Genomic DNA, 21,922 nt, shown 5'->3' with positions numbered 1-21,922 from the left:
GAAGTTACATGGCGAAAAAATTGACGTTCAAGCAAAAAGTTGATCGGCGATTTAAAAAAGAAGTCTTTCAGATGCTTTATAAAATGTTTTCATTACTACCAATTAACAAAAATCGCATTTCGATTTTATCAGACAGCCGCAAAACAATGAGTGATAACTTCCAATTCGTTTACGATGAGTTGCAAAGAAAGAAAAATTATAGTTACTACTTTTTATTAAAGCCATCCGTTAAAACACGCAAACGCTATATTGAAATTATTCAATTAGCGTATAATTTGGCGCGCTCAAAAGTTATTTTACTCGATGATTTTTATCCGATGATTTATCCATTGAAAATTCGAAAAGGTGCCGATTTAATTCAAATCTGGCATGCGGTAGGTGCTTTTAAAACATTTGGCTTTAGTCGAATTGGTAAACCAGGTGGTCCAAAACCAGATTCGAATGCACATCGCAATTATACAAAGGCGATTGTTAGCTCGAAATACGTAGCTCCTTTCTATGCAGAGGGCTTTGGCATCGATGAATCCTGTGTTGTTGCAACAGGAGTACCAAGAACCGACGTCTTTTTTGACGAATTTTATAAACAGCAAAAAATAAAAGAAGTCTATGAAAAATACCCACAGTTTATTGGGAAGCGCGTAGCTTTATATGCACCGACCTTCAGAGGAAATGGTCAATCAAGTGCTAAGTTTCCAAAAGAACAACTTGATTTAGACCAGATTTATGAAGGACTGGGTGAAGAAGATGTCTTTATTATTAAAATGCATCCATTTGTTAAAAAGAAAATCTCAATTCCAGAAGCATATCGGGATAAAATTTTTGATTTAACAAAATACCCAAGTGTTAATAATCTATTATTTGTTACAGATGTACTCATTACAGATTATTCATCTGTTTGTTTTGAATATGCTTTATTAAATAAACCGATGATTTTTTATTGTTTTGATTTAGAAGAATATATTTCAGCACGTGATTTTTATGTCCCATATGAAGAGTTTACACCTGGAGAAATCGTTCGAGATACCGAGCAAATGGTGCGTGTACTACAAAATCAATTTAATCATCCACATGTTGACTACAAAGATTTCACAGATAAATTTTTTGATGATTTAGATGGAAAATCAACAGAACGTGTCGCTGATTTAGTTATATCTTGTATGGAACGAAAATAGGAGGGAACAAAATTAATGAAAAGAAAAATTTTTATGGCTGTGAATGATGTCAACATCAATAAAGGCGGTATTAATAGCGTGATGTTTTCACGTACGCATTTATTCGATAATGATAAATATAGTACAGCACTTGTCACATTGGATGACAAAACAAACTATCCTGAAATTGAAAAACAGCTGAAATATGAAGGACGCATTGCAGAAACATCAGAAGTTATTAATATTTTTGAATACTATCGTAATAAATTTACCCGTGGTGAAGTGAATGAAGAAATACGTGCACAGTATGAGCGTAATTTACAACGAGAAGAAGAAGGTTACCATTACCAACTAGATGGTAAAGTAGCACGCTATTTCGATAATGGTCGCTATGTAAAATATAAGCGATGGGATGACGAAGGACGTTTACGCGTTGTCGATTATTTCTCAGAAATACGTGTACGCATTGAACGCGAAATTTATCATATTGACGGTTATTTACTACAAAAAGAAACATATCACCCATCTAACAATAAAGTAACGCAAATTCATTATTATACAAAAGAAGGTTTTTGCTACTTATCACGCTGGTTTAATCATAATACAGGTAAGCCGCAGCGAATTGTATTATTTAGCCCAGATCGTCAAGAAGCAAAAGTATTCCCTTCTAACTTAGAATTTCATGCGAGTTTTTTAGAGGAATTATGTGATTTAGAAGAAGTAAAACCAATCATTATTTGTGATGGACCGGGCACAAGTCCAAAAGTACAACAAATTCCAGCTGAGAAAGCGATTCGTATCTATACAATCCATACGAACCATTTATTAGAACCATATACAATCGGTAGTGAAGTAAAACCGGATATCAAACATGTATTGAATAATAAAGATGAAGATGCACCAATCGTTGTTTTAACGAATCGTCAAAAAATTGATATCGAGACACAATTCTCAGATCGAAAATGGAATATCCATGTTATTTCGAATGTAGCGGAAAGCGAACTACAAGTGACGAAAAAACATCTAAATCGCGTTGTCACAATCAGTCGTTATAACTCAGAGAAGCGTCTTGATTTATTAATCCAAGCATTCAAAAAAACAGTAGAAGTAGTACCAGATGCTGAGTTACATATTTACGGTGATGGTCCACAAAAAGATGCTTTGAAAAAATTAATTGCTGACTTAAAATTACGTAAATCAGTAAAACTACTACCTTATACAAACGATGTTTTCACAAAATTAAGCGAAGGCTTATTCACAGTCATTACATCAATTTACGAAGGACAAAGTTTAGTTATTTTAGAAGCGATGACACAAAAAGTACCAGCAATCAGCTTCAAAGTGAACTACCTTGTACGTGAATTAACAGATGGCACAACAGGAAAAGTTGTACCAAACGGTGACATCGATGCATTGGCAGAAGCGATGACAGACTGGTTATACACACCAGAAAAAGCTCTAGAAGTAGGCGAACATGCATACCAAGTCGTCAATGAAAAATATACACGCGAACGCCAATACCAAGAATGGGATGAACTATTCGAACAAGAAATCGCTAAACAAAACTAATATGTGAAAAAGCGCTCATGGATGTGAGTGCTTTTTGTTTGGGGTGAATTTTTGATTATGAAAGGGACAAACTCGCGCGCGAAAGGGAATCGATGTCGTTGAAAGGGACAAAACCGCGCGCGAAAGGGAATCGATGTCGTTGAAAGGGACAAAACCGCGCGCGAAAGGGAATCTTGGCATTTGAAAGGGACAAACTCGCGCGCGAAAGGGAATCTTGGCATTTGAAAGGGACTGATCCGCGCGCGAAAGGGAATCTTGGCATTTGAAAGGGACAAAACCGCGCGCGAAAGGGAATCGGCGCCACTGAAAGGGACAAATCCGCGCGCGAAAGGGAATCTTGGCATTTGAAAGGGACAAATGGTCGCGCGAAAGGGAATTCTGCTCGCCGAAAGGGACTGATCCACGCGCGAAAGGGAATCTTGGTATTTGAAAGGGACAAATGGTCGCGCGAAAGGGAATCCCCGCCACTGAAAGGGACAAACCCGCGCGCGAAAGGGAATCGGCGCCGTTGAAAGGGACAAAACCGCGCGCGAAAGGGAATCCTGCTCGCCGAAAGGGACAAATCTGCGCGCGAAAGGGAATCCCCGCCGTTGAAAGGGACTGATCCGCGCGCGAAAGGGAATCGCCGTCGTTGAAAGGGACTGATCCGCGCGCGAAAGGGAATCCCCGCCGTTGAAAGGGACAAAACCGCGCGCGAAAGGGAATCCCCGCCACTGAAAGGGACAAAACCGCGCGCGAAAGGGAATCCCCGCCACTGAAAGGGACAAAACCGCGCGCGAAAGGGAATCGGCGCCACTGAAAGGGACAAATGGTCGCGCGAAAGGGAAACGGTGCCGTTGAAAGGGACAGATTCGCGCGCGAAAGGGAAACGATGCGATTGAAAGGGACAGATTCGCGCGCGAAAGGGAAACGGTGCCGTTGAAAGGGACAAACCCGCGCGCGAAAGGGAATCCCCGCCGTTGAAAGGGAATCGGCGCCACTGAAAGGGACAAAACCGCGCGCGAAAGGGAATCCTGCTCGCCGAAAGGGACAAATCCGCGCGCGAAAGGGAATCCTGCTCGCCGAAAGGGACTGATCCACGCGCGAAAGGGAATCTTGGCATTTGAAAGGGACAAATGGTCGCGCGAAAGGGAATCGCCGTCATTGAAAGGGACAAAACCGCGCGCGAAAGGGAATCCCCGCCGTTGAAAGGGACAAAACCGCGCGCGAAAGGGAATCCCCGCCGTTGAAAGGGACAGATTCACGCGCGAAAGGGAATCTTGGCATTTGAAAGGGACAAATGGTCGCGCGAAAGGGAATCGCCGCCACTGAAAGGGACAAATCCGCGCGCGAAAGGGAATCTTGGCATTTGAAAGGGACAAATGGTCGCGCGAAAGGGAAACGATGTCGTTGAAAGGGACAGATTCGCGCGCGAAAGGGAATCCCCGCCGTTGAAAGGGACAAATGGTCGCGCGAAAGGGAAACGATGTCGTTGAAAGGGACATATTCGCGCGCGAAAGGGAATCGCCGCCATTGAAAGGGACAAACTCGCGCGCGAAAGGGAATCGCCGCCATTGAAAGGGACAAACTCGCGCGCGAAAGGGAATCTTGGCATTTGAAAGGGACAAACTCGCGCGCGAAAGGGAATCGGCGCCACTGAAAGGGACTGATCCACGCGCGAAAGGGAATCCCTACCACTCAAAAACCAAAAACCGAAAACGCTCTGCAATCTCAGAGAGTTTTCGGTTTCAATCGTTTCAGCGTTGGACTTGTTTTAAGTCTTCTTTAATTTTTGTTGTTGAGATGCCTTCTGTACGTGGTAAGTAGCATACTTCGCAGTAGTCAGATAGGAAGTCGAATTTGCCTTCCCAATCGTGTCCCATTACGAATAAGTCTACATTGTATTTTTGTACATCTTCAATTTTTTGTTCCCAGTTATCTTCAGGAATGACTTTGTCTACATATTTAATCGCTTCCAAAATCATTTTGCGATCTTCGAAACTATAGTAAGCTTTTTTGCCTTTTAGTGCATTGAATTCATCCGACGAAATGGCAACGATTAGGTAGTCGCCCATTTCTTTAGCACGGCGAAGAATGTTGATGTGGCCAGCGTGTAGTAAATCAAACGTGCCATACGTAATAACGGTTTTCATAATTTGCCTCCAAAATCATACTTTTGGTTATTATAGTACACCCATTTAAAAAAAGAAAGATGTGTTATAAGTGAGTTAGTAAGTATTCTGCTAAGTTTTTAGAAGATTGACCTGTAGAATACGTATTCCAATGGCTCGAGTAGTCTTGTATAACAGTTGCATCAAAATCGAGATGAAGAATTGCGTGTACTAATTCTTCGTCGCTATCCACAACAGGTCCGGGAACCATTGTTGGATAGTCACTCCAAAATCCACGACTCATACGGTATTGATCTAAATCATATGGATAGAAGATTTGTGGCTTTTTAAAGAACGCATACTCAAACGGAATTGACGAATAATCACTGATTAAACAGTCAGTTACCGTTAGTACTTCATGAATTGGCACTTGATTGTCGAGTACGATAATTTGAGGGTTTACTAAATTTTCCACTGTATGTTGAACAGCAGGATGTAATTTAATAATCAATACATATTCATCGCCGACATCTTGCATCAATTTTGTAAAGTGAATCGGAATTTGCTGTGTAGTTAATTCTAAATCACGAAAAGTTGGTGCGTATAATAGAACTTTCTTTTCACGCAAGATTGGATATTTTTCAAATAAGCGTGTGCGTACCTCAGTAACACGCGACTCGTCAAAATAAAAATCTGTGCGCGGAATCCCTGTACGTAAAAACGCATCCGGATCCTTATGAAATGCTAGACGGAAAATCTTCGCCATTTGTTCCGAACCGACAACCACTTTATCCATACGTTTATAAACTTTTCGAAAGCGACGAACTGCTGCTGGTGTACGATATGCGATACTCGGATCAGAAAGTGCGAATTTTTTAATTGCACCTGCTGCATGCCAAAGTTGAATACATTCGATATGTTTCGGCAGCACATTTAAAAGCGGTACATAATTGTCGATTAATAGCGTTTTACAAGTAGAGATATGGTACAAACCACCTATATATTGACGTAAGTCTTTCATCTCAAATAAAATAATCTTTTTTACGTTAAGATTTGAAAAATTTTCGTTGCAACGAGACGTTTTTAGTACGATAATATCTGAGTAGCCTTGTTCGTTTAGTGCTTGTATTGTATAAGCGGCGTTATCGCCAAAATCGCATAAGAAAACCATCTTTTTACGTGTCGGAAAGATGGAAAAAAGTGCGAAGAAAAATTTATTTATAAGTAAAAACAGTTGAATTAACAATTCTTTTGTCATAGATTCACCCAAGTTAGTTTAATTTTTTACTACTTTTTTTATTATAGCATATTCTCTTGAAGGCGAAATATTGAAAGTTTAAAAAAATAGAAAGATTCATCATAGGAATATGGTATGATGTATGTTGAAAAATTATTAAAATTGAAAGAGTGAACAACTTTGTCTATTAAAAATATATTAACAAAAGTCTTGAAGAAGGCTTATCGTTATATGGCAAAAAAGCCACGCATCGAGAATTTAGTTGTCTTCGAAAGTTTTCATGGTAAACGTTATAGTGATAATCCACGTGCGATTTATGAATATATGAAAGAAAATTGTCCAGAATTTGATTTGATTTGGTCTGTAAATAAAGAGAGTATCCCGATGTTTAAAGAAATGAATGTTCCTTATATGAAGCGTTTTTCTTTAAAATGGTTGCTGACATTCCCGAGAGCACAGTATTGGGTGAATAATGTGCGTCTTGCGAAATGGATGAAAAAACCTAAAGGTACAACTTATTTGCAAACATGGCACGGTACACCGCTGAAGCGATTAGGGACAGATATTGAGGAAGTACATATGCCAGGCACAGTCACTTCGAAATATCGTAAAAATATTATCTCAGAATCGAAAAACTGGAGCTATTTAGTAGGTCCAAACGCATACTCAACAGAGATTTTATCACGTGCATTCCATTTTAAAGGGCCTGTAATTGAGTCAGGCTATCCGAGAAATGATGTCTTACATAACCCATCTGAGGCACGTATGCAGCAAATTCGTCAGTCATTGAATATCGATCCGAAGAAAAAAGTGGTATTATACGCACCGACGTGGCGTGATGATCAATTTTTCGAAAAAGGTAAATATCGTTTTGAGTTCCAATTTGATATTAATCGTATGAAAGAAAAATATGGCGATGATTTTGTCTTATTAGCGCGCATGCACTATCTTGTATCAGAGAGCTTCGATTTTACGCCATATAAAGATTTCATTATTGATGTATCAGATTATTATGATATTGCCGATTTATATTTAATTAGTGACTTATTGATTACGGATTATTCATCTGTGTTCTTCGATTACGCGACATTAGATCGCCCGATTATTTTCTATATGTATGACTTAGAAGATTATCGTGATCGCCTACGTGGTTTTTATATTGATATTGAAGCGGATGCGCCAGGTAAGATTGTCAAAACAGAAGATGAGCTCATCGCTGAAATTGATCGTGCGTTAACAGAAGGTCATGCAGATCCTGCTCGTTACGAACGTTTCAAAAATCGCTTCTGTGAATGGGAAGATGGACGTTCTTCGGAGCGTGTTGTGAAGCGCGTATTCTATAAACAAACACTCGCACCGGCCTACATTCCACCAGTAGAAGATGAAACAACTGTTGAAACAGAACCATGTGAAACCGTATTAAATTAATAAAAGTAATCCGAAAAGAGGAGTCGTCCGCAAGGCGATTTCTCTTTTTCAATCGCATGGACATTGTGTCTTAAATTGGGTGCGAATATGCTATAATAAGCAATGAATATTCGGAGCGTTTTGGAACTAATTTTCGCAGCATTTCGTTCTAATTATTTGAAATACAGGGAATAGAGGAAAATACAATATGAAAGCAATGATTAATATCATTAAAGAACAGGTGAATTCATTTTATCTGGTTCAGCGTTTAGCGAAATTCCAACTGCGCATTGATAATCAGGGGAACTATCTTGGATTCATATGGGAAATTTTAAATCCTGCCATCCAAATGGCGATGTATTGGTTCATCTTCGGCTATGTGATGCGTCGAAACGCAGAAGTCGACGGTATTCCGTATGTATACTGGATGTTAGCGGGGATTTCTTTCTGGTTCTTTATTAATAAAGCTATTTTACAAGGTTCAAAATCAATCTATCAAAAATACTCCATGGTCGCAAAGATGAATTTTCCACTTTCGAGCATACCGAGTTATATTATTATGGGAAAATATTATGGTCACTTGGCGCTACTCGCTGTCATTATGGTCATCTTCTGGATTGGCGGATACTATCCGACATGGCACTATTTCGAACTCATCATTTTCGTATTATGGTCATATGTGTTAGCCTTTTCAATCACATTACTTACATCAACACTGACAGTCGTTGTACGTGATTTACAAATGGTCATTCAATCGGTTCTACAAGGGATGTTCTTCATCTCTCCAATTCTGTGGGATCGCTCAAAAGACATGCCCGAATTATTACAAAATATTTTAATGTTGAATCCATTCTATTTCTTAGCGCAAGGTTACCGTGCTGGGTTACTAACACATGAATGGTATATCATCAATCATTGGGAACTCGCATTATACAACTTAGCACTTATACTGATCTTCTTGTACTTCGGTGCAAAAGCACATTATAAATTCCGTGCGCGCTTCTCAGACTTTGTCTAAACTTTATGGAGGATGCTCAAATGGCAGAATCAGTTATTTTAAAAAATATTACAAAAAAATATCGTATGTATGAAACGAAGGGCCAGCAAATTGCTGACCTGATCTTTCCAGGTAAAAAAGGTTCATCTTTTAATGCGATTGAAAATATCACTTTTTCAGTAGAAGAAGGCGATGTCGTCGGACTTGTTGGTATTAATGGTTCGGGGAAGTCGACTTTATCCAATATCATTGGCGGACTCGTTCCACCAACATCTGGAGAATTAATCGTCAATGGTGAAGTGAATGTCATTGCGATTCAGTCAGGTCTGAACAATGCCTTAACAGGTGCTGAAAATATCGAATTCAAATGTCTACTTATGGGCTATTCAAAAGAAAAGATTAAAGAAGTCATGCCAGAAATCATTGAGTTTTCAGAGCTTGGAGACTTCATTTATCAACCTGTTAAACAATATTCAAGTGGTATGAAGTCGAAACTTGGCTTTGCGATTAGTGTAACAGCGAATCCTGATATCCTCGTAATCGACGAAGCATTATCTGTTGGAGACCAGACGTTTACAGATAAGTCACTCGCAAAAATGCTCGAATATAAAAAACAAGGAAAGACGATTTTCTTCGTCAGCCATAACCTTTCTCAAGTACGTAATTTCTGTACAAAAATTGCATGGATTGAGGGTGGGCGTTTACGTGAATTCGGCCCAACAAATGTGGTCATGCGTAACTACATGGCGTTCCTAAAAGACTATAATAAGCTGACACCAGCCAAGCAAAAAGAATTCCGCGACCAATTGGCGAAGCAGCGTAAGCATAAATAAGAATAGGAGTGACAAGCGGTGAGAAAAACATTATTTCTGGTAAGCAATGACCTCAATACGGAACAAAGAGGCTTGCATAAAGCAGTATTAAAACAAGCACGTCTGCTCAATCAGCCAGATTACCAACCTGTTCTTGTAACATTAGACTACAAACCAAACTATGCGGAAATCGAACGTGAACTTCATGTCACAGGTCATCTTCCACATGATGTGCATATTGTGAATTTGTACGACTACTATCGTGATCGCTTTGCAGTGGTGGAAGTATCGGCTGTTTCAAAAGCACATTACGAAAAGAACCGTCATAAATTCGAAGACGAATTCTTTGTAGAAGATGCTGGCAATCACGCACGTTATTTTGAAAATGGTCGCTATGCAAAATATAAGCGCTGGGACGAAGATGGTCGTTTGCAATTCGTCGACTACTTCAATGACAATCGCGTACGTATTTCGCGTGAGGAGTTCCATCCAGCAGGATATAAAGCACGCGAAATTTTATATCATCCAGCAAACAACAAGAAGAATCAAGAGAGTTACTTTACACCAGATGGCTTCTGTTACTTAACAATCTGGTTCAACTATTTAACAGGCGGACAACAACGTGTCTTCCTATTTGATCCGAAAATTCAAAAAGCCTTCGATTTTAAAAATCGTTTAGAGTTTCAAACTTTCTGGGTGAATGAATTATGTCGTTTAGAATCGGTTCGTCCGATTATTGTAGCTGAAACTGAACGTGTAGCAGATCGCGTACTCGGTGTGGAAGATCAGTATGCGGATAAAATTTTCGTTGTCGAACATAACCATTTAGAAGAACCTTATACAGTTGGTAGTTCGATGCCAAAGTTTATGAAGTCAGTCGTTAATGCGATTCCAAAAGGCTATGCAACGGTTGTATCAACAGAAAAACAGCAACTTGATTTACACAGTGATGTCGGCAATCGTGGCAATATTCATGTCATTCCACCAACAGTTGAAGCGATGCCAAGTGAAGCATTACGTGATCCAAATCGCTTCGTCATGGTGACACGCCTTATTGAAGATAAGCAAGTACAACATGCAATAAAAGCGATGAAACAAGTGATTGCAGAAGAACCTGATGCACGCTTAGACATCTATGGTGTCGGAAACGAAGAAGCGAATCTACAAGAATTAATTGCAGAAGAAAAGCTTGAAAAAGTTGTCACATTAAAAGGCTACCATCCGAATGTAGCAGACATCTATCAACAAGCCCTCGCTTCCATCATTACAGCGAAAACAGAAGGACTTAATTATGCGTATGCGGAAGCAGCGATTCAAGGCACACCAACCATCTCTTATGCGATTACATACGGTCCAACGACATACATTACGCATAATGAAAATGGCATACTCGTTGAACCTGACAATATCGAACAACTCGCAACCAGCATGATTGAAGCAATCCAAAACCCAGATCACATGCTAAAACTCGGTGCAGCTGCAAAACAACACGCAACAGAACAATTTGCAGAAGCCACATACAAAGAACGCTGGCAACACGTCTTACACCAAGCCATTCATCACAGCCCAAAAATCAATATGATCTAACTCTTAACTCTCGCTTAGGCGAGAGTTTTTTTGTTGTGAATAGATGGTGTGGAGGTAGAGTGGGGACTTAAGTTGACTAGTTTAAATTGAATTTTATTTGTTGAAAGGGACAAACTTGGGGTCGAAAGGGAATCCTCGTCGTTGAAAGGGACAAATGGTCGCGCGAAAGGGAAACGATGCAATTGAAAGGGAAAAACTCACGCGCGAAAGGGAATCTTGGCATTTGAAAGGGACAAATCCGCGCGCGAAAAGGAATCCCGCTCTCTGAAAGGGACAAAACCGCGCGCGAAAGGGAAACGATGCAATTGAAAGGGACAAATCCACGCGCGAAAGGGAAACGATGCCATTGAAAGGGACAAATGGTCGCGCGAAAGGGAATCTCGGCATTTGAAAGGGAAAAACTCACGTGCGAAAGGGAATCCCGCTCTCTGAAAGGGACAAAACCGCGCGCGAAAGGGAATTCTGGCATTTGAAAGGGACAAAACCGCGCGCGAAAGGGAATCCTGGCATTTGAAAGAGACAAATGGTCGCGCGAAAGGGAATCCCCGCCATTGAAAGGGACAAATCCACACGCGAAAGGGAAACGATGCAATTGAAAGGGACAAATCCACGCGCGAAAGGGAAACGATGCAATTGAAAGGGACAAATGGTCGCGCGAAAGGGAAACGATGCAATTGAAAGGGACAAATCCGCGCGCGAAAGGGAAACGGTGTCGTTGAAAGGGACAAATGGTCGCGCGAAAGGGAATCTCGCTCTCCGAAAGGGACAAATCCGCGCGCGAAAGGGAATCCTGGCATTTGAAAGAGACAAATGGTCGCGCGAAAGGGAATCCCCGCCTCCGAAAGGGAATCCCAACTTCTGAAAAGGAAAACTCGAGTCTTTTTATGATGAACAAGTTTTCTAATCTATAATCCAATAATTGAATAAAAAAACACGCCTTTTTTAAAATAAGAAGTATAAACAAAAAATCTCGAAAATATGCATAGTGTATAGTAAATAAAAAAGGAGAATTTTGAAATGATCCAAAAAGAATTTCGTTCTAGTCCTAAAATGCACATTTTAAAAAGGCTTTATGCACGTTTACATTTGGATGAAATAAAAGTACGTATTCAACAAGATATAGCGAAGATTGAAGCTGGAGACTTTGGAGAAGAAATTGTTGCAAAACGCTTAAATACTTATAAAAACACAATAGATATTCATGTTTTTCACGATATCACGCTCTATCAAAATGGGCTATTTCAAATGGATTTTCTTGTTGCGACATCGAGTTGCATCATCATTTTAGAAGTGAAAAATATTTCGGGACATATTTATTTTACACAGAATCCACAACAACTGATTCGAAAAATAAAAGGACAACCTGATCAGAAATTTAGAAGTCCCGAAACTCAAATTCAAAAATATATTAAACAATTAGAAATATGGAATTATAGTCATCAATATAATATTCCAATATATGGAGCAGTAGTTTTTCCTACACTCTCAAGTATTGTAAATAGTGATAATACCATGACACATATTTTAGATTTAGATGAAATTGAGCAGTTTATTTATAAGCAAAATCAGGAGAATATTGAAAATACGGATGTACAAAAATTTATTAACAGAATAAAAGAAAAAGCGATTGATTATCGGATAAATACTTTAGGAGAATATTATAATTTTAAATTGTATCACTTGAATAGTGACTTTCTCTGTCCAAAATGTCATTCGAAAATGCTGAAAAAAAGTCGGAGGAAATGGAACTGTTCCAATTGCACTTATACAGGTCAGCGAATAATTAAAGAAGAATTAGATGAATATTTGAGTTATTTTCATCAAGATATGCTAAAACAAGACTTACAAAAATTTATGAAAGATGTTTCTAAAAGTACGTTTTATCGAGAATGGAAGAAAATACAAAAATAGAAATATTACACACATCACAATTCTATAACAACTTTGTCATATACGTTTATTTCTATTTCAAAAAGGAAGGAAATAGTATATAAATATTTCAATTATATTAAGAAATCCAATTATTTGTATAAATATAAGGTAATTGGACGAAGGTATAATTAGGACAAAAGAAAGGTGTGTTTAAATTTGAAGTGGAAATGGATGATTGCGGGGGTACTGAGTTTACTATGTGTGTTTGCATTTACGAGTACACAAAGTCAGGCGGCGAGTGAGTATAAGGTAGCTGAAATCAAAACGACGAAAGCGAAATTTTACAAAACACCCTCTAAAAAAGCAAAAGCGACAGCAGTGAAAAGTACGGATTTAAAACGTACATACTATGTTCGCGAATCGAAAAAAGCAGATGGAACAACATATTATCGCCTTGAAAAAGGTGTAACATCGATGGGGTGGATTGATGGAAAAGTATTAAAAATTAACAATCGTACACTCCTTTCAAAAAAGAAACAGACAATGTATTTATTAGGCCGCAATAATGCTTATACAATGCCTGCGACAACATCGAGTAATCGATCATACAATTTAGAAATTCGTCGCGGTTTATCATTTGCAGCAGAGCGTTATGAAAAAGTAGGTACAACTTATTGGTATAAAGGGAAGATTGAAGGGACAACAAAATTACGTTGGATTCGTTCAGATTTATTAACAACGAATGGCTTTGTAGGTGTTGATTTACGCAAACCTTCGAATGTTACAGCGAAAGATTTACAGGCACTTATTTTATCAAAAGGGCGTACTCCGGATAATATTCTATACAAGTTAGCGCCTGAGTTTATTAAAGCTCAAAGTAGTACAGGTGTAAGTGCACAATTTATGTTTGCACATGCGGCACTCGAAACTGGTTGGGGTGGCTCGACGATTTCGCAGTATAAAAACAACCTATTCGGCTACCAAGCATATGATACTTGTCCGATTACATGTTCAAAATATTTCCCTAAAGGTGAAGATGGTCTGAAATTATATGCTTCACGCATTGTGAATAATTATTTAACAGTTAGTGGTCCTTATTATTATGGTAAAAATGTATTAGCGATGAATGTAAAATACGCTACGGATCCATCATGGGGCGAAAAAATAGCAAATATCATGCAACAGATTAAACCGTATAATAGTTCATATTATAAAGGTGCAAAAGCATCGACGAAAAAAGTATCGATTGCACAAGATTTCGGCAGTGAGATTCCATCGACGAAACCACAGCCAAGTGCATTTGTAGCTTTACCTTCAAGTATTTCGGCAACAATTAATTCTTCAGGTGCATCAGTTTATTCAATTCCATATGTATATGCACCACGCGTGGGAAGTTATGCAAAAGGCAAAAAAATTACGTTAAAAGCATATCATATAGACGTAAAAGACTTTAAAAATGCAAAAGGTGCTCAGTCGCGCTGGTACAGAATTAGTTATCAAAATAAACAAGCATGGGTGCGCAGCGATCAGATTACAACAACGAATTTAGCGTTTACAACAGTCGATGCGACACTTCGTTCAAATGCAGGTACAAACTATTCTAAAGTAACAACAGCAAAGAAAAATACAGCGCTAAAACTTGTAACATCTTCAAGCAAACCCATTACAAAAAAAGACTCGAAAAAAGCAACTTGGTACCAAGTCTACCAACCAGGCTCAACGAAAAAAGTTTGGATTCGTTCAGACCTAATGAAAATCTATCGATAAATTAAAGGAGGAATCACGTTATCATAACGTGATTCCTCTTTTTTATCACAAATATTAGGCGATTCCCTTTGGCGCGTGGATTAGTCCCTTTCGGAGAGCGAGATTCCCTTTGGCGTGTGGAATAGTCCCTTTCGGAGAGCGAGATTCCCTTTGGCGCGCGGAATAGTCCCTTTCGGAGAGCGAGATTCCCTTTGGCACGCGGAATAGTCCCTTTCGAGGAACAGGATTCCCTTTGGCGCGTGGATTAGTCCCTTTCGGAGAGCGAGATTCCCTTTGGCGTGTGGAATAGTCCCTTTCGGAGAGCGAGATTCCCTTTCGCGCGCGGAATAGTCCCTTTCGGAGGCGAGGATTCCCTTTCGCGCGCGAGTTTGTCCCTTTCGGAGGCGAGGATTCCCTTTCGCGCGCGGAATAGTCCCTTTCAGTGGCGGGGATTCCCTTTCGCGCGCGAGTTTGTCCCTTTCGGAGGCGAGGATTCCCTTTCGCGCGCGGAATAGTCCCTTTCGGAGGCGAGGATTCCCTTTCGCGCGCGAGTTTGTCCCTTTCGGAGACGGTGATTCCCTTTCGCGCGCAGATTTGTCCCTTTCGCGCGCAGATTTGTCCCTTTCGAGGAACAGGATTCCCTTTCGCGCGCGAGTTTGTCCCTTTCGGAGACGGTGATTCCCTTTCGCGCGCAGATTTGTCCCTTTCGAGGAACAGGATTCCCTTTCGCGCGCGAGTTTGTCCCTTTCGGAGACGGTGATTCCCTTTCGCGCGCGGAATAGTCCCTTTCGGAGAGCGAGATTCCCTTTCGCGCGACCATTAGTCCCTTTCAGCCTCTAATTAGTCCCTTTCAGCCTCTGATCAGTCCCTTTCGACAAATATTATGTCCATAAGAATAGAGTTGTCATAGAAAATTTAAGTCTCTACCGAAAGTCCAGCCTTATCGAAACACTACCCCACAAAAAAACGAGTCACTCCACTGAGTCACTCGTCATAATTCCTTACGCATATGAAAGTTTTGTAGGGCAATCTGGTTGCGTATCGCGATTTCTTCGCTCACGATGTCGTAGCCTTCGTGTTGGAAGAAGGGGACTGCTGTGGTGCTCGCCATTGTGTCGAGATGAATCAAGCCGAGTTGGTAAGCTTCTTCTTCGAGTTCAAATAGTAATTTTTTTGCAATGCCTCGATTTTGGTAGTCTTTGTGAACATAGATGCGGTTGATCTGTCCATCAAGTGTTAAATCAGCAAATCCGACAATTTTATGTTCGCAGCGTGCCACGTAGGAGATGTGTTCACGCAATGTTTTTTGCCAAGATTCGATGATCTCTTGGCGTCGTTCGTAAGGAGCCCATGCATTAAGCTGTGCGAGGCTGTAGTCTTTACGATTAATTTCGTGTACGGTATCTAAGAATAAGTCGACAATCTCCTCTAAATCCGATTCACGATATTTTGAAATCTCCATGCCAACATCCTTTCTAACAACTATCCTCTTTTCAACTTACATGAAAAGGAAAAAAAGTACAATACTAACGTAAATAGCAATTTGAAAAATAGGACGTACCCCATGCTAAAAATATGATATGATAACTTACAAAAGGAGGAGAACAAATGAAAAAACAGTCAATCGTTATAGGACTTTTAGCTTCTACTTTTGTACTATCTTCGGCAACACAACTTCTGGAGCCGCCGACAGTACAAGCCGCGACACAAGCTACCTATAAACAGAGTAACACAAGCCAATTGGGACAACTCAAATCACAAAAATCACGCATTTATACAGCACCTGGCTCGAAAAAGAGTGTAGTGGCATCAACTAAATACACGAATGAAATCTTCTATATTTCAAAAGTCGCAACGAAGACAGGTGACGAAACTTATTACCAAGTAAGTCGCCAAGCTGATCCGAAAAAAGCAGCACTCGGTTGGGTGAAGTCGAAGTCAATCACGCGTAAAAGTTATAAGGTGATGACGAATACGAAAAAGACGCGCTACATTAAAGGAATAGGAACTGGTTACACGCGTCCGGGCGGTTTAGCACGTAATGTTATTTTTCCGTCAATGGCTCCCTATAAACATAAAAACTTCCTCAATGCCGAAACGGTGAAGGTAGGAACGACAACATGGTATCGCGGTACGGTGAATAATCAGACGACATGGCTTCCAGCGACGTCACTGAGCGATCAAAAGCTCACGACTGCGACAGAAAAGCCTGTTGTGACGAAAGTATCACTTATTGCGCAACTAAACGATAAAAATACACTACTACAAACGGACTTAACGAATGACAAAACGAAGCAAACGGCTGGCGCGAAAGCACCTCATACATATGTGGTAAAAGAGCAAGCAAGCTACAAGAAAAAAGTTTACTATAATCTAGGGGCAATCGGTTGGGTGGAAAAAGACGCCGTTAAAACGCATCCTTATGGCGTAGAAAGCACACTCAATCAAAAAGCATACCTAACAGGCGGTGGATACGGTTATGCGATGCCATGGGGCGCAGCAGACGATATTGTGACGAAGACGCTCACGAAGGGCAAACCGTTCACCATTTCAAAACAAGTGAAGATTGGCACAGGTCTGTGGTATTACGGAAAAACAGAAGATAATAAACTGATGTGGGTGCTATCGTCTCGTACAACAATGACGAATCCGACACCTGAACCAACACCACCACCAGTGGAAGCGCCTGTCTATCAAAAGATTTCAAAACAAGGGACAATCAAGTCGACAGCTGTACTCTATACTAACCTTGTGAAGCAGACGACACGCACATGGACGACTGCAGAGAAAACAGAGAAATTTACAATGAATCGTTCAGCAAAATTAGGAAACACGACCTACTATGAGCTATCACGCCTCTCAACAACAGGGAAGGACACTGTAGTAGGCTGGGTGAAGTCGACAGAGCTTACGTCGGCAAATGTTCAAGCGCCGACAGCCTCATCAGAAGTCCTATACCTAACTGGACTGGGGAATGCGACGACCGTAGCAGGAGCGACGAATGCGAGCAACATTCGCTTTAAAGATTTAAAATCGTATCCAGCAACGAAGTTCACCGCAACAAAACAACAAGTGGTTAACGACACAACGTATTATCTTGGCAAAATCGGTTCGAAATTTGCATGGGTGCGCGCCGACTACTTCGGTAACCCGTACCAATACATGAACCTTCGAAAAGTATCGAATATCACGCAAGCAGAGATGGAACAATTCCTTGTAGCATGGAAAGGAACGACAATCAAAAATAATAATCTATACAAAGCTGTTCCTGTATTTTTAGATATGCAAAAACGCTATGGCATTAACGCACAGTTCATGTTGGCGCATGCGATCGTCGAAACAGGTTGGGGTAGCTCGAAAATCTCACAATATAAAAATAACTTTTTCGGTTATCAAGCCTATGACAAATGTGCGATGAGTTGCGCGCTTTACTTCCCAACAGGAAATGACGGCGTGCAGTATTATGCAGATGCCATCTATCGTAAATATTTACGAGCAGGAGCCATCTACAATAATGGACCATCAGCAGCAGGTATGAATGTGAAGTATGCTTCGGATAAATCATGGGCGACGAGTATCGGACGCATCATGGGGAATATGAAACCATATGACGCCACTTATTATGACAAGGCGAAAGTCTCAACACTCGATCCAGCACAACCTGTATTCAATTACACGAATGTTATTCCAGCAGGTAAGCCACTACCACCAACCTATCAATTCTTCGATGCAGGTATCACAGCGACAGTGACGAAATTCACAACGGTTCGCCTACTGCCATCAGAATACGGTAAAGTTCTAATGAATTACAACATCGGTACAAAAGTGACAATCGACGGAACGAATGACGATGTCGCAACTACGTGGATGCGCGTGAAGATTCAAGGGCAGGAAGCATGGGTGCTGAAATCAGATTTACGCTTTATGAATTTAGCACGCACGACAACAGAAGCGAATGTCCGAAACGACGCGAGTACGACAGGTACAAAAGTTATCAAAGTATTAGACGAGGGCAAATTCGTTAAACTTGTACAAGATACTTCAGGCAAAATCGTAACGAAGAAAGATGCAAAAGGTACCGTATGGAATCAAGTTTACGTACCAACAACTAAAACAAAAGGCTGGATTAGCTCAACTATCTTAAAAGTTCAATAAATGACAGAGAAGATCGTTCTAAAAAAAGGACGGTCTTTTCTTTTTGTAACAAATCCATTACAATCGTAAATTCAAAAATATGTAAAAAAAGATAGAATACAATCGCTATATAATAGGAAGAAACATCATGTGAAAAGTGTAAAAAGTGATATGACAATTGTTACATGGTTAAAATGTATTGGAAAATATATCCTAAAAATCAAAAATGAATCAAAAGGTATTAATGAAAGAATAAAGTGGTAATAAACTATTCTTTATAATAATAATATTTCTTTTAATCAAAATATAACTAATAAATAAATGATAAAAATGGCATTATAATGATATAGTCCTTTATAAGTGCAATATTTTGGAATAAAAAAAGGTGGAAAATCTTATCCTATTAGATGATAATTAGGCTAAGCATGGTTAGCTGACGATTTCAAACAGCAAATGCTAATCATATCCAATAAGGGAGGATTTTCATTCATGAGTAATTTCAAATTAGTCAAAACTGCAGCAGCCCTAGCTCTAGGTGCTTCAGTTGTAACATCAGCAGTAGCAACTACGGATGCATCTGCAGCAAGCAAATACAAAATCAAGTCTGGTAAATTAGTTTACGCTAAATCAGGTAAAGTAGTTAAAGGTTATGTAACTTACAAATCAACTGTTTACAAAAACGGTAAAAAACTTACAGGCTTAAAAGGCAAAACTTACTACAAAGCTGGTAAAAAAGCGACTGGTACTTACAAAGGCGCTTACTACGTAAAAGGCGTTAAAAAAGTAACTACTGGTACTTATAACAAAGCTTACTACGTAAAAGGTGTTAAAAAAGTATCTACAGGTCTTTACGCTTCTAAATACTACAAAGATGGTAAATTAGCTACTGGTACTTACAAAGGCGCTTACTACGTAAAAGGACTTAAAAAAGTAACTACTGGTACTTATAACGGTGCTTACTACGTAAAAGGTAAAAAAGTTGTATCTACAGGTCTTTACGCTGATAAATTATATGTAGCTGGTAAATTAAACAAAGGCTACAAATTATACAAAGAAGATCTTTACAAAGATGCAGTATTAAACAAAGGTTTAGTAGTATTCGAAGGTAAATTATACGATGGCGCTAAATTAAACGAAGGTCACAAAATCTTCAAAGACGAACTTTACAACGGTTCTGAACTTAACACAAAATTAGCTCTATTCGAAGGTAAATTATACGATGGTGCTAAATTAAACGAAGGCATCAAAAAATTCGAAGATAAATGGTACAACAACGCTGAACTAGCTGACGGTACTTTCACTATCGACGGTAAAGAAGTTGCGATCGAAAACGGTGTTGAAGTAGGCGCTAAAGTTAAATCTGTTGAGGCGATTAACGCTCAACAAGTTAAAGTAACATTTAACAAATCAGTTGACAAAACAACTGCTGAAAACATTGCAAATTACGATGTAATTGATGCAAGTTTAAATGTTAACACTTCTGTATTAGATAAATCTGGTGATGCTGATGATTCTATCGTAAAACTACAAGATGACAAAAAATCAGTAATCATTGATTTAGATCCAACTAATGCAAATTCTAAAGCTCTAGCAGGTAAAACAAACTACACTGTGAAAGTAAATAAAGAATCTGTAAAAGACCTTGCTGGTAACTATGTAGAAGCTCATTCAACTTCATTTGTATTTGCCGATACTGTAGCTCCGGAAGTTACTAGTGTTAAAGCTTCATCAACTGGTTTTACAGTAACTTTCTCTGAACCAATTGATATTACTAATGCCGATAAAGGTATTGTTAAAGTTAATGGAGTAAACGTAAAAGCAACTGATATTACAGCAGTAGCTGGTGATAAATATTCAGTTAAAATTGCATATACTCTTGTAGCAGGAACAGAATACTCAGTGTATACAGCTGCTTTTGCTGATTTAGTTGGCAATAAATCTGAAGCAACAACTAAAACTGCATCTATTTCTACAGATACAACAGCTCCTACTTTACAATCTGTAACACAAGATGGTGATTTAGTAGTTGCATTCAAATTCTCAGAAGAATTAGCTGCTGGTACTACTGCTAAAATTTATCGTGATGCTACAGTATTCGCTAATAATGTTACATTAGTACAAGATGATGAAGATGAAACACTATATACAGCTACAATTCCAAATGCAACTGTAGCAGGTGTAGATTTATACCCAACAGGACAAACATCAACATCTGTAAAAGTTGAATTATCTAACTTTAAAGATGTTACTGGTAATGTTACTGCTGGTATTACAAAAGATCTTACTTTAACTCGTACAGTTAAAACTCCTGTTATTGAGTCTACTAAATGGGATGGTACTCGAGCTGTAATTAAATTAGATACAGTTCTAGATAGTACTTCAGAAGTAGCTTCTAAACTTCTTGTGACAGATGCTTCAGGTGCTGAGGTATCAGGTTTAACAGCAGAAGTGGCTTCTGATGCAACTGGTACTGATGCGGATGGTAAATATATCGTCATTACAGGATTAAATGCAGACAAAGAATATACACTTAACTTTACTAAAGGTTTTGCAAAGGATAAAGCAGTAGTGCCAAATGAAACTGGAAACTATACTTTATCGTTAAATACAAAATCTTCTGCACTAGATAAAACAGCTCCAGAAATTACAACTCCTGCTACAGATATTTCAGTTACTGGAAATGTAATTACTTTGAAGTTTAATGAAACACTAGCAGCTTCTGCTCGTACATTATCTAACTTCACATTAGATGGCTCAGCTTTACCAGCAGGTACAGTTGTAGTATTAACAACAAGCGTTCCAAATACTTCGCCTGTAAACGATACTATTAAAATTACTTTACCAGAAGGTTATGTAAATGCTGATGCTAACTATTTATTAGGTTATAAAAATATTGCTGATCTAGCAGGTAATGTTGCAGATGCTGGTTCAAAATCTATTACTTTAGCTGATACAGTTAAACCAGTACTAACATCTGCTGTTGTTTCATCAGTTGATGGTAAAATTACTTTAGGATTCAGTGAAAAAATCACAGCTGCTGCCGATGCTGCTGCCGATTTCATTGTTAAAGTTAATGGTGTTACATTAACAAGTGGTTACACTGTCACAACTGACCTAACAAACACTAAACAATTAATCGTTACTGTTACTGGTGTAAATACAATTGGTCAAACAGTTACTGTAACATCAATTAATAACCCAACAATTGTTAAAGATACTGCTGGTACTCCAAATGCTTTAACTGGTGCAACTTTAGTTACTGCAACACAAAAATAATCTAACCGATTATTAAATCCAACATTCCCTTACCTTATTGGGCA

Annotated in this window: 13 protein-coding genes; 10 read left to right on the top strand and 3 right to left on the bottom strand. The window is 39.2% G+C overall.

The window, feature by feature from the left end:
* Positions 1 to 8: 8 nt before the first annotated feature.
* Together ACKVQX_RS03160 and ACKVQX_RS03155 are read left to right on the top strand one after the other, a co-directional pair.
* Positions 9 to 1,172, top strand: coding sequence for a CDP-glycerol glycerophosphotransferase family protein (locus tag ACKVQX_RS03160; RefSeq protein WP_409136019.1), 1,164 nt, complete (start codon positions 9 to 11; stop codon positions 1,170 to 1,172).
* Positions 1,173 to 1,187: 15 nt separating this feature from the next.
* Positions 1,188 to 2,720: a glycosyltransferase gene (locus tag ACKVQX_RS03155; RefSeq protein ID WP_409136018.1), complete on the top strand. Its 1,533-nt coding sequence runs from the start codon at positions 1,188 to 1,190 to the stop codon at positions 2,718 to 2,720.
* A gap of 1,736 nt (positions 2,721 to 4,456) precedes the next feature.
* Here ACKVQX_RS03155 and tagD read toward each other — a convergent pair.
* Both tagD and ACKVQX_RS03145 read right to left on the bottom strand, forming a co-directional pair.
* Positions 4,457 to 4,852, bottom strand: coding sequence for a glycerol-3-phosphate cytidylyltransferase (gene tagD / locus ACKVQX_RS03150; RefSeq protein WP_068455786.1), 396 nt, complete (start codon positions 4,850 to 4,852; stop codon positions 4,457 to 4,459).
* 64 nt (positions 4,853 to 4,916) lie between these two features.
* Entirely contained in the window at positions 4,917 to 6,068 is a 1,152-nt protein-coding gene (locus ACKVQX_RS03145; RefSeq protein WP_068455784.1) for a CDP-glycerol glycerophosphotransferase family protein, read from the bottom strand.
* A gap of 210 nt (positions 6,069 to 6,278) precedes the next feature.
* On the opposite strand from ACKVQX_RS03145, the gene ACKVQX_RS03140 reads away from it, so the two are divergent.
* The 6 genes from ACKVQX_RS03140 to ACKVQX_RS03115 all read left to right on the top strand — a co-directional run bounded on the left by ACKVQX_RS03140 (position 6,279) and on the right by ACKVQX_RS03115 (position 14,489).
* The gene (locus tag ACKVQX_RS03140) at positions 6,279 to 7,475 is read left to right on the top strand and encodes a CDP-glycerol glycerophosphotransferase family protein (protein WP_082701479.1); all 1,197 of its coding nucleotides are present in this window, start codon (positions 6,279 to 6,281) and stop codon (positions 7,473 to 7,475) included.
* A gap of 187 nt (positions 7,476 to 7,662) precedes the next feature.
* The gene (locus tag ACKVQX_RS03135) at positions 7,663 to 8,472 is read left to right on the top strand and encodes an ABC transporter permease (RefSeq protein WP_068455780.1); all 810 of its coding nucleotides are present in this window, start codon (positions 7,663 to 7,665) and stop codon (positions 8,470 to 8,472) included.
* A 20-nt stretch (positions 8,473 to 8,492) separates the two neighbouring features.
* Entirely contained in the window at positions 8,493 to 9,284 is a 792-nt protein-coding gene (gene tagH / locus ACKVQX_RS03130) for a teichoic acids export ABC transporter ATP-binding subunit TagH (RefSeq protein ID WP_068455778.1), read from the top strand.
* Between the two features lie 18 nt (positions 9,285 to 9,302).
* The gene (locus ACKVQX_RS03125; RefSeq protein ID WP_409136017.1) at positions 9,303 to 10,850 is read left to right on the top strand and encodes a glycosyltransferase; all 1,548 of its coding nucleotides are present in this window, start codon (positions 9,303 to 9,305) and stop codon (positions 10,848 to 10,850) included.
* Between the two features lie 1,017 nt (positions 10,851 to 11,867).
* Positions 11,868 to 12,761, top strand: coding sequence for an NERD domain-containing protein (locus ACKVQX_RS03120; RefSeq protein WP_409136016.1), 894 nt, complete (start codon positions 11,868 to 11,870; stop codon positions 12,759 to 12,761).
* A gap of 177 nt (positions 12,762 to 12,938) precedes the next feature.
* Positions 12,939 to 14,489 (top strand): glucosaminidase domain-containing protein, encoded by a 1,551-nt coding sequence (locus tag ACKVQX_RS03115; protein ID WP_409136015.1) that lies wholly within the window; start codon positions 12,939 to 12,941, stop codon positions 14,487 to 14,489.
* Between the two features lie 970 nt (positions 14,490 to 15,459).
* On the opposite strand, the gene ACKVQX_RS03110 is transcribed toward ACKVQX_RS03115, so the two are convergent.
* Entirely contained in the window at positions 15,460 to 15,930 is a 471-nt protein-coding gene (locus ACKVQX_RS03110; protein WP_068455764.1) for a GNAT family N-acetyltransferase, read from the bottom strand.
* Between the two features lie 146 nt (positions 15,931 to 16,076).
* Between ACKVQX_RS03110 and ACKVQX_RS03105 the strand changes: the two genes are divergently transcribed.
* Both ACKVQX_RS03105 and ACKVQX_RS03100 read left to right on the top strand, forming a co-directional pair.
* The gene (locus ACKVQX_RS03105; protein WP_409136014.1) at positions 16,077 to 18,623 is read left to right on the top strand and encodes a glucosaminidase domain-containing protein; all 2,547 of its coding nucleotides are present in this window, start codon (positions 16,077 to 16,079) and stop codon (positions 18,621 to 18,623) included.
* A 468-nt stretch (positions 18,624 to 19,091) separates the two neighbouring features.
* The gene (locus tag ACKVQX_RS03100) at positions 19,092 to 21,878 is read left to right on the top strand and encodes a hypothetical protein (protein WP_409136013.1); all 2,787 of its coding nucleotides are present in this window, start codon (positions 19,092 to 19,094) and stop codon (positions 21,876 to 21,878) included.
* Positions 21,879 to 21,922 lie beyond the last annotated feature (44 nt).

Source organism: Kurthia sp. ISK08 (assembly GCF_046159805.1).
In the GTDB taxonomy this organism is placed as follows: Bacteria; Bacillota; Bacilli; order Bacillales_A; family Planococcaceae; genus Kurthia; species Kurthia gibsonii.
Note: the sequence above shows the minus strand (reverse complement) of the source record. Positions and strands in the feature narration are given on the sequence as shown.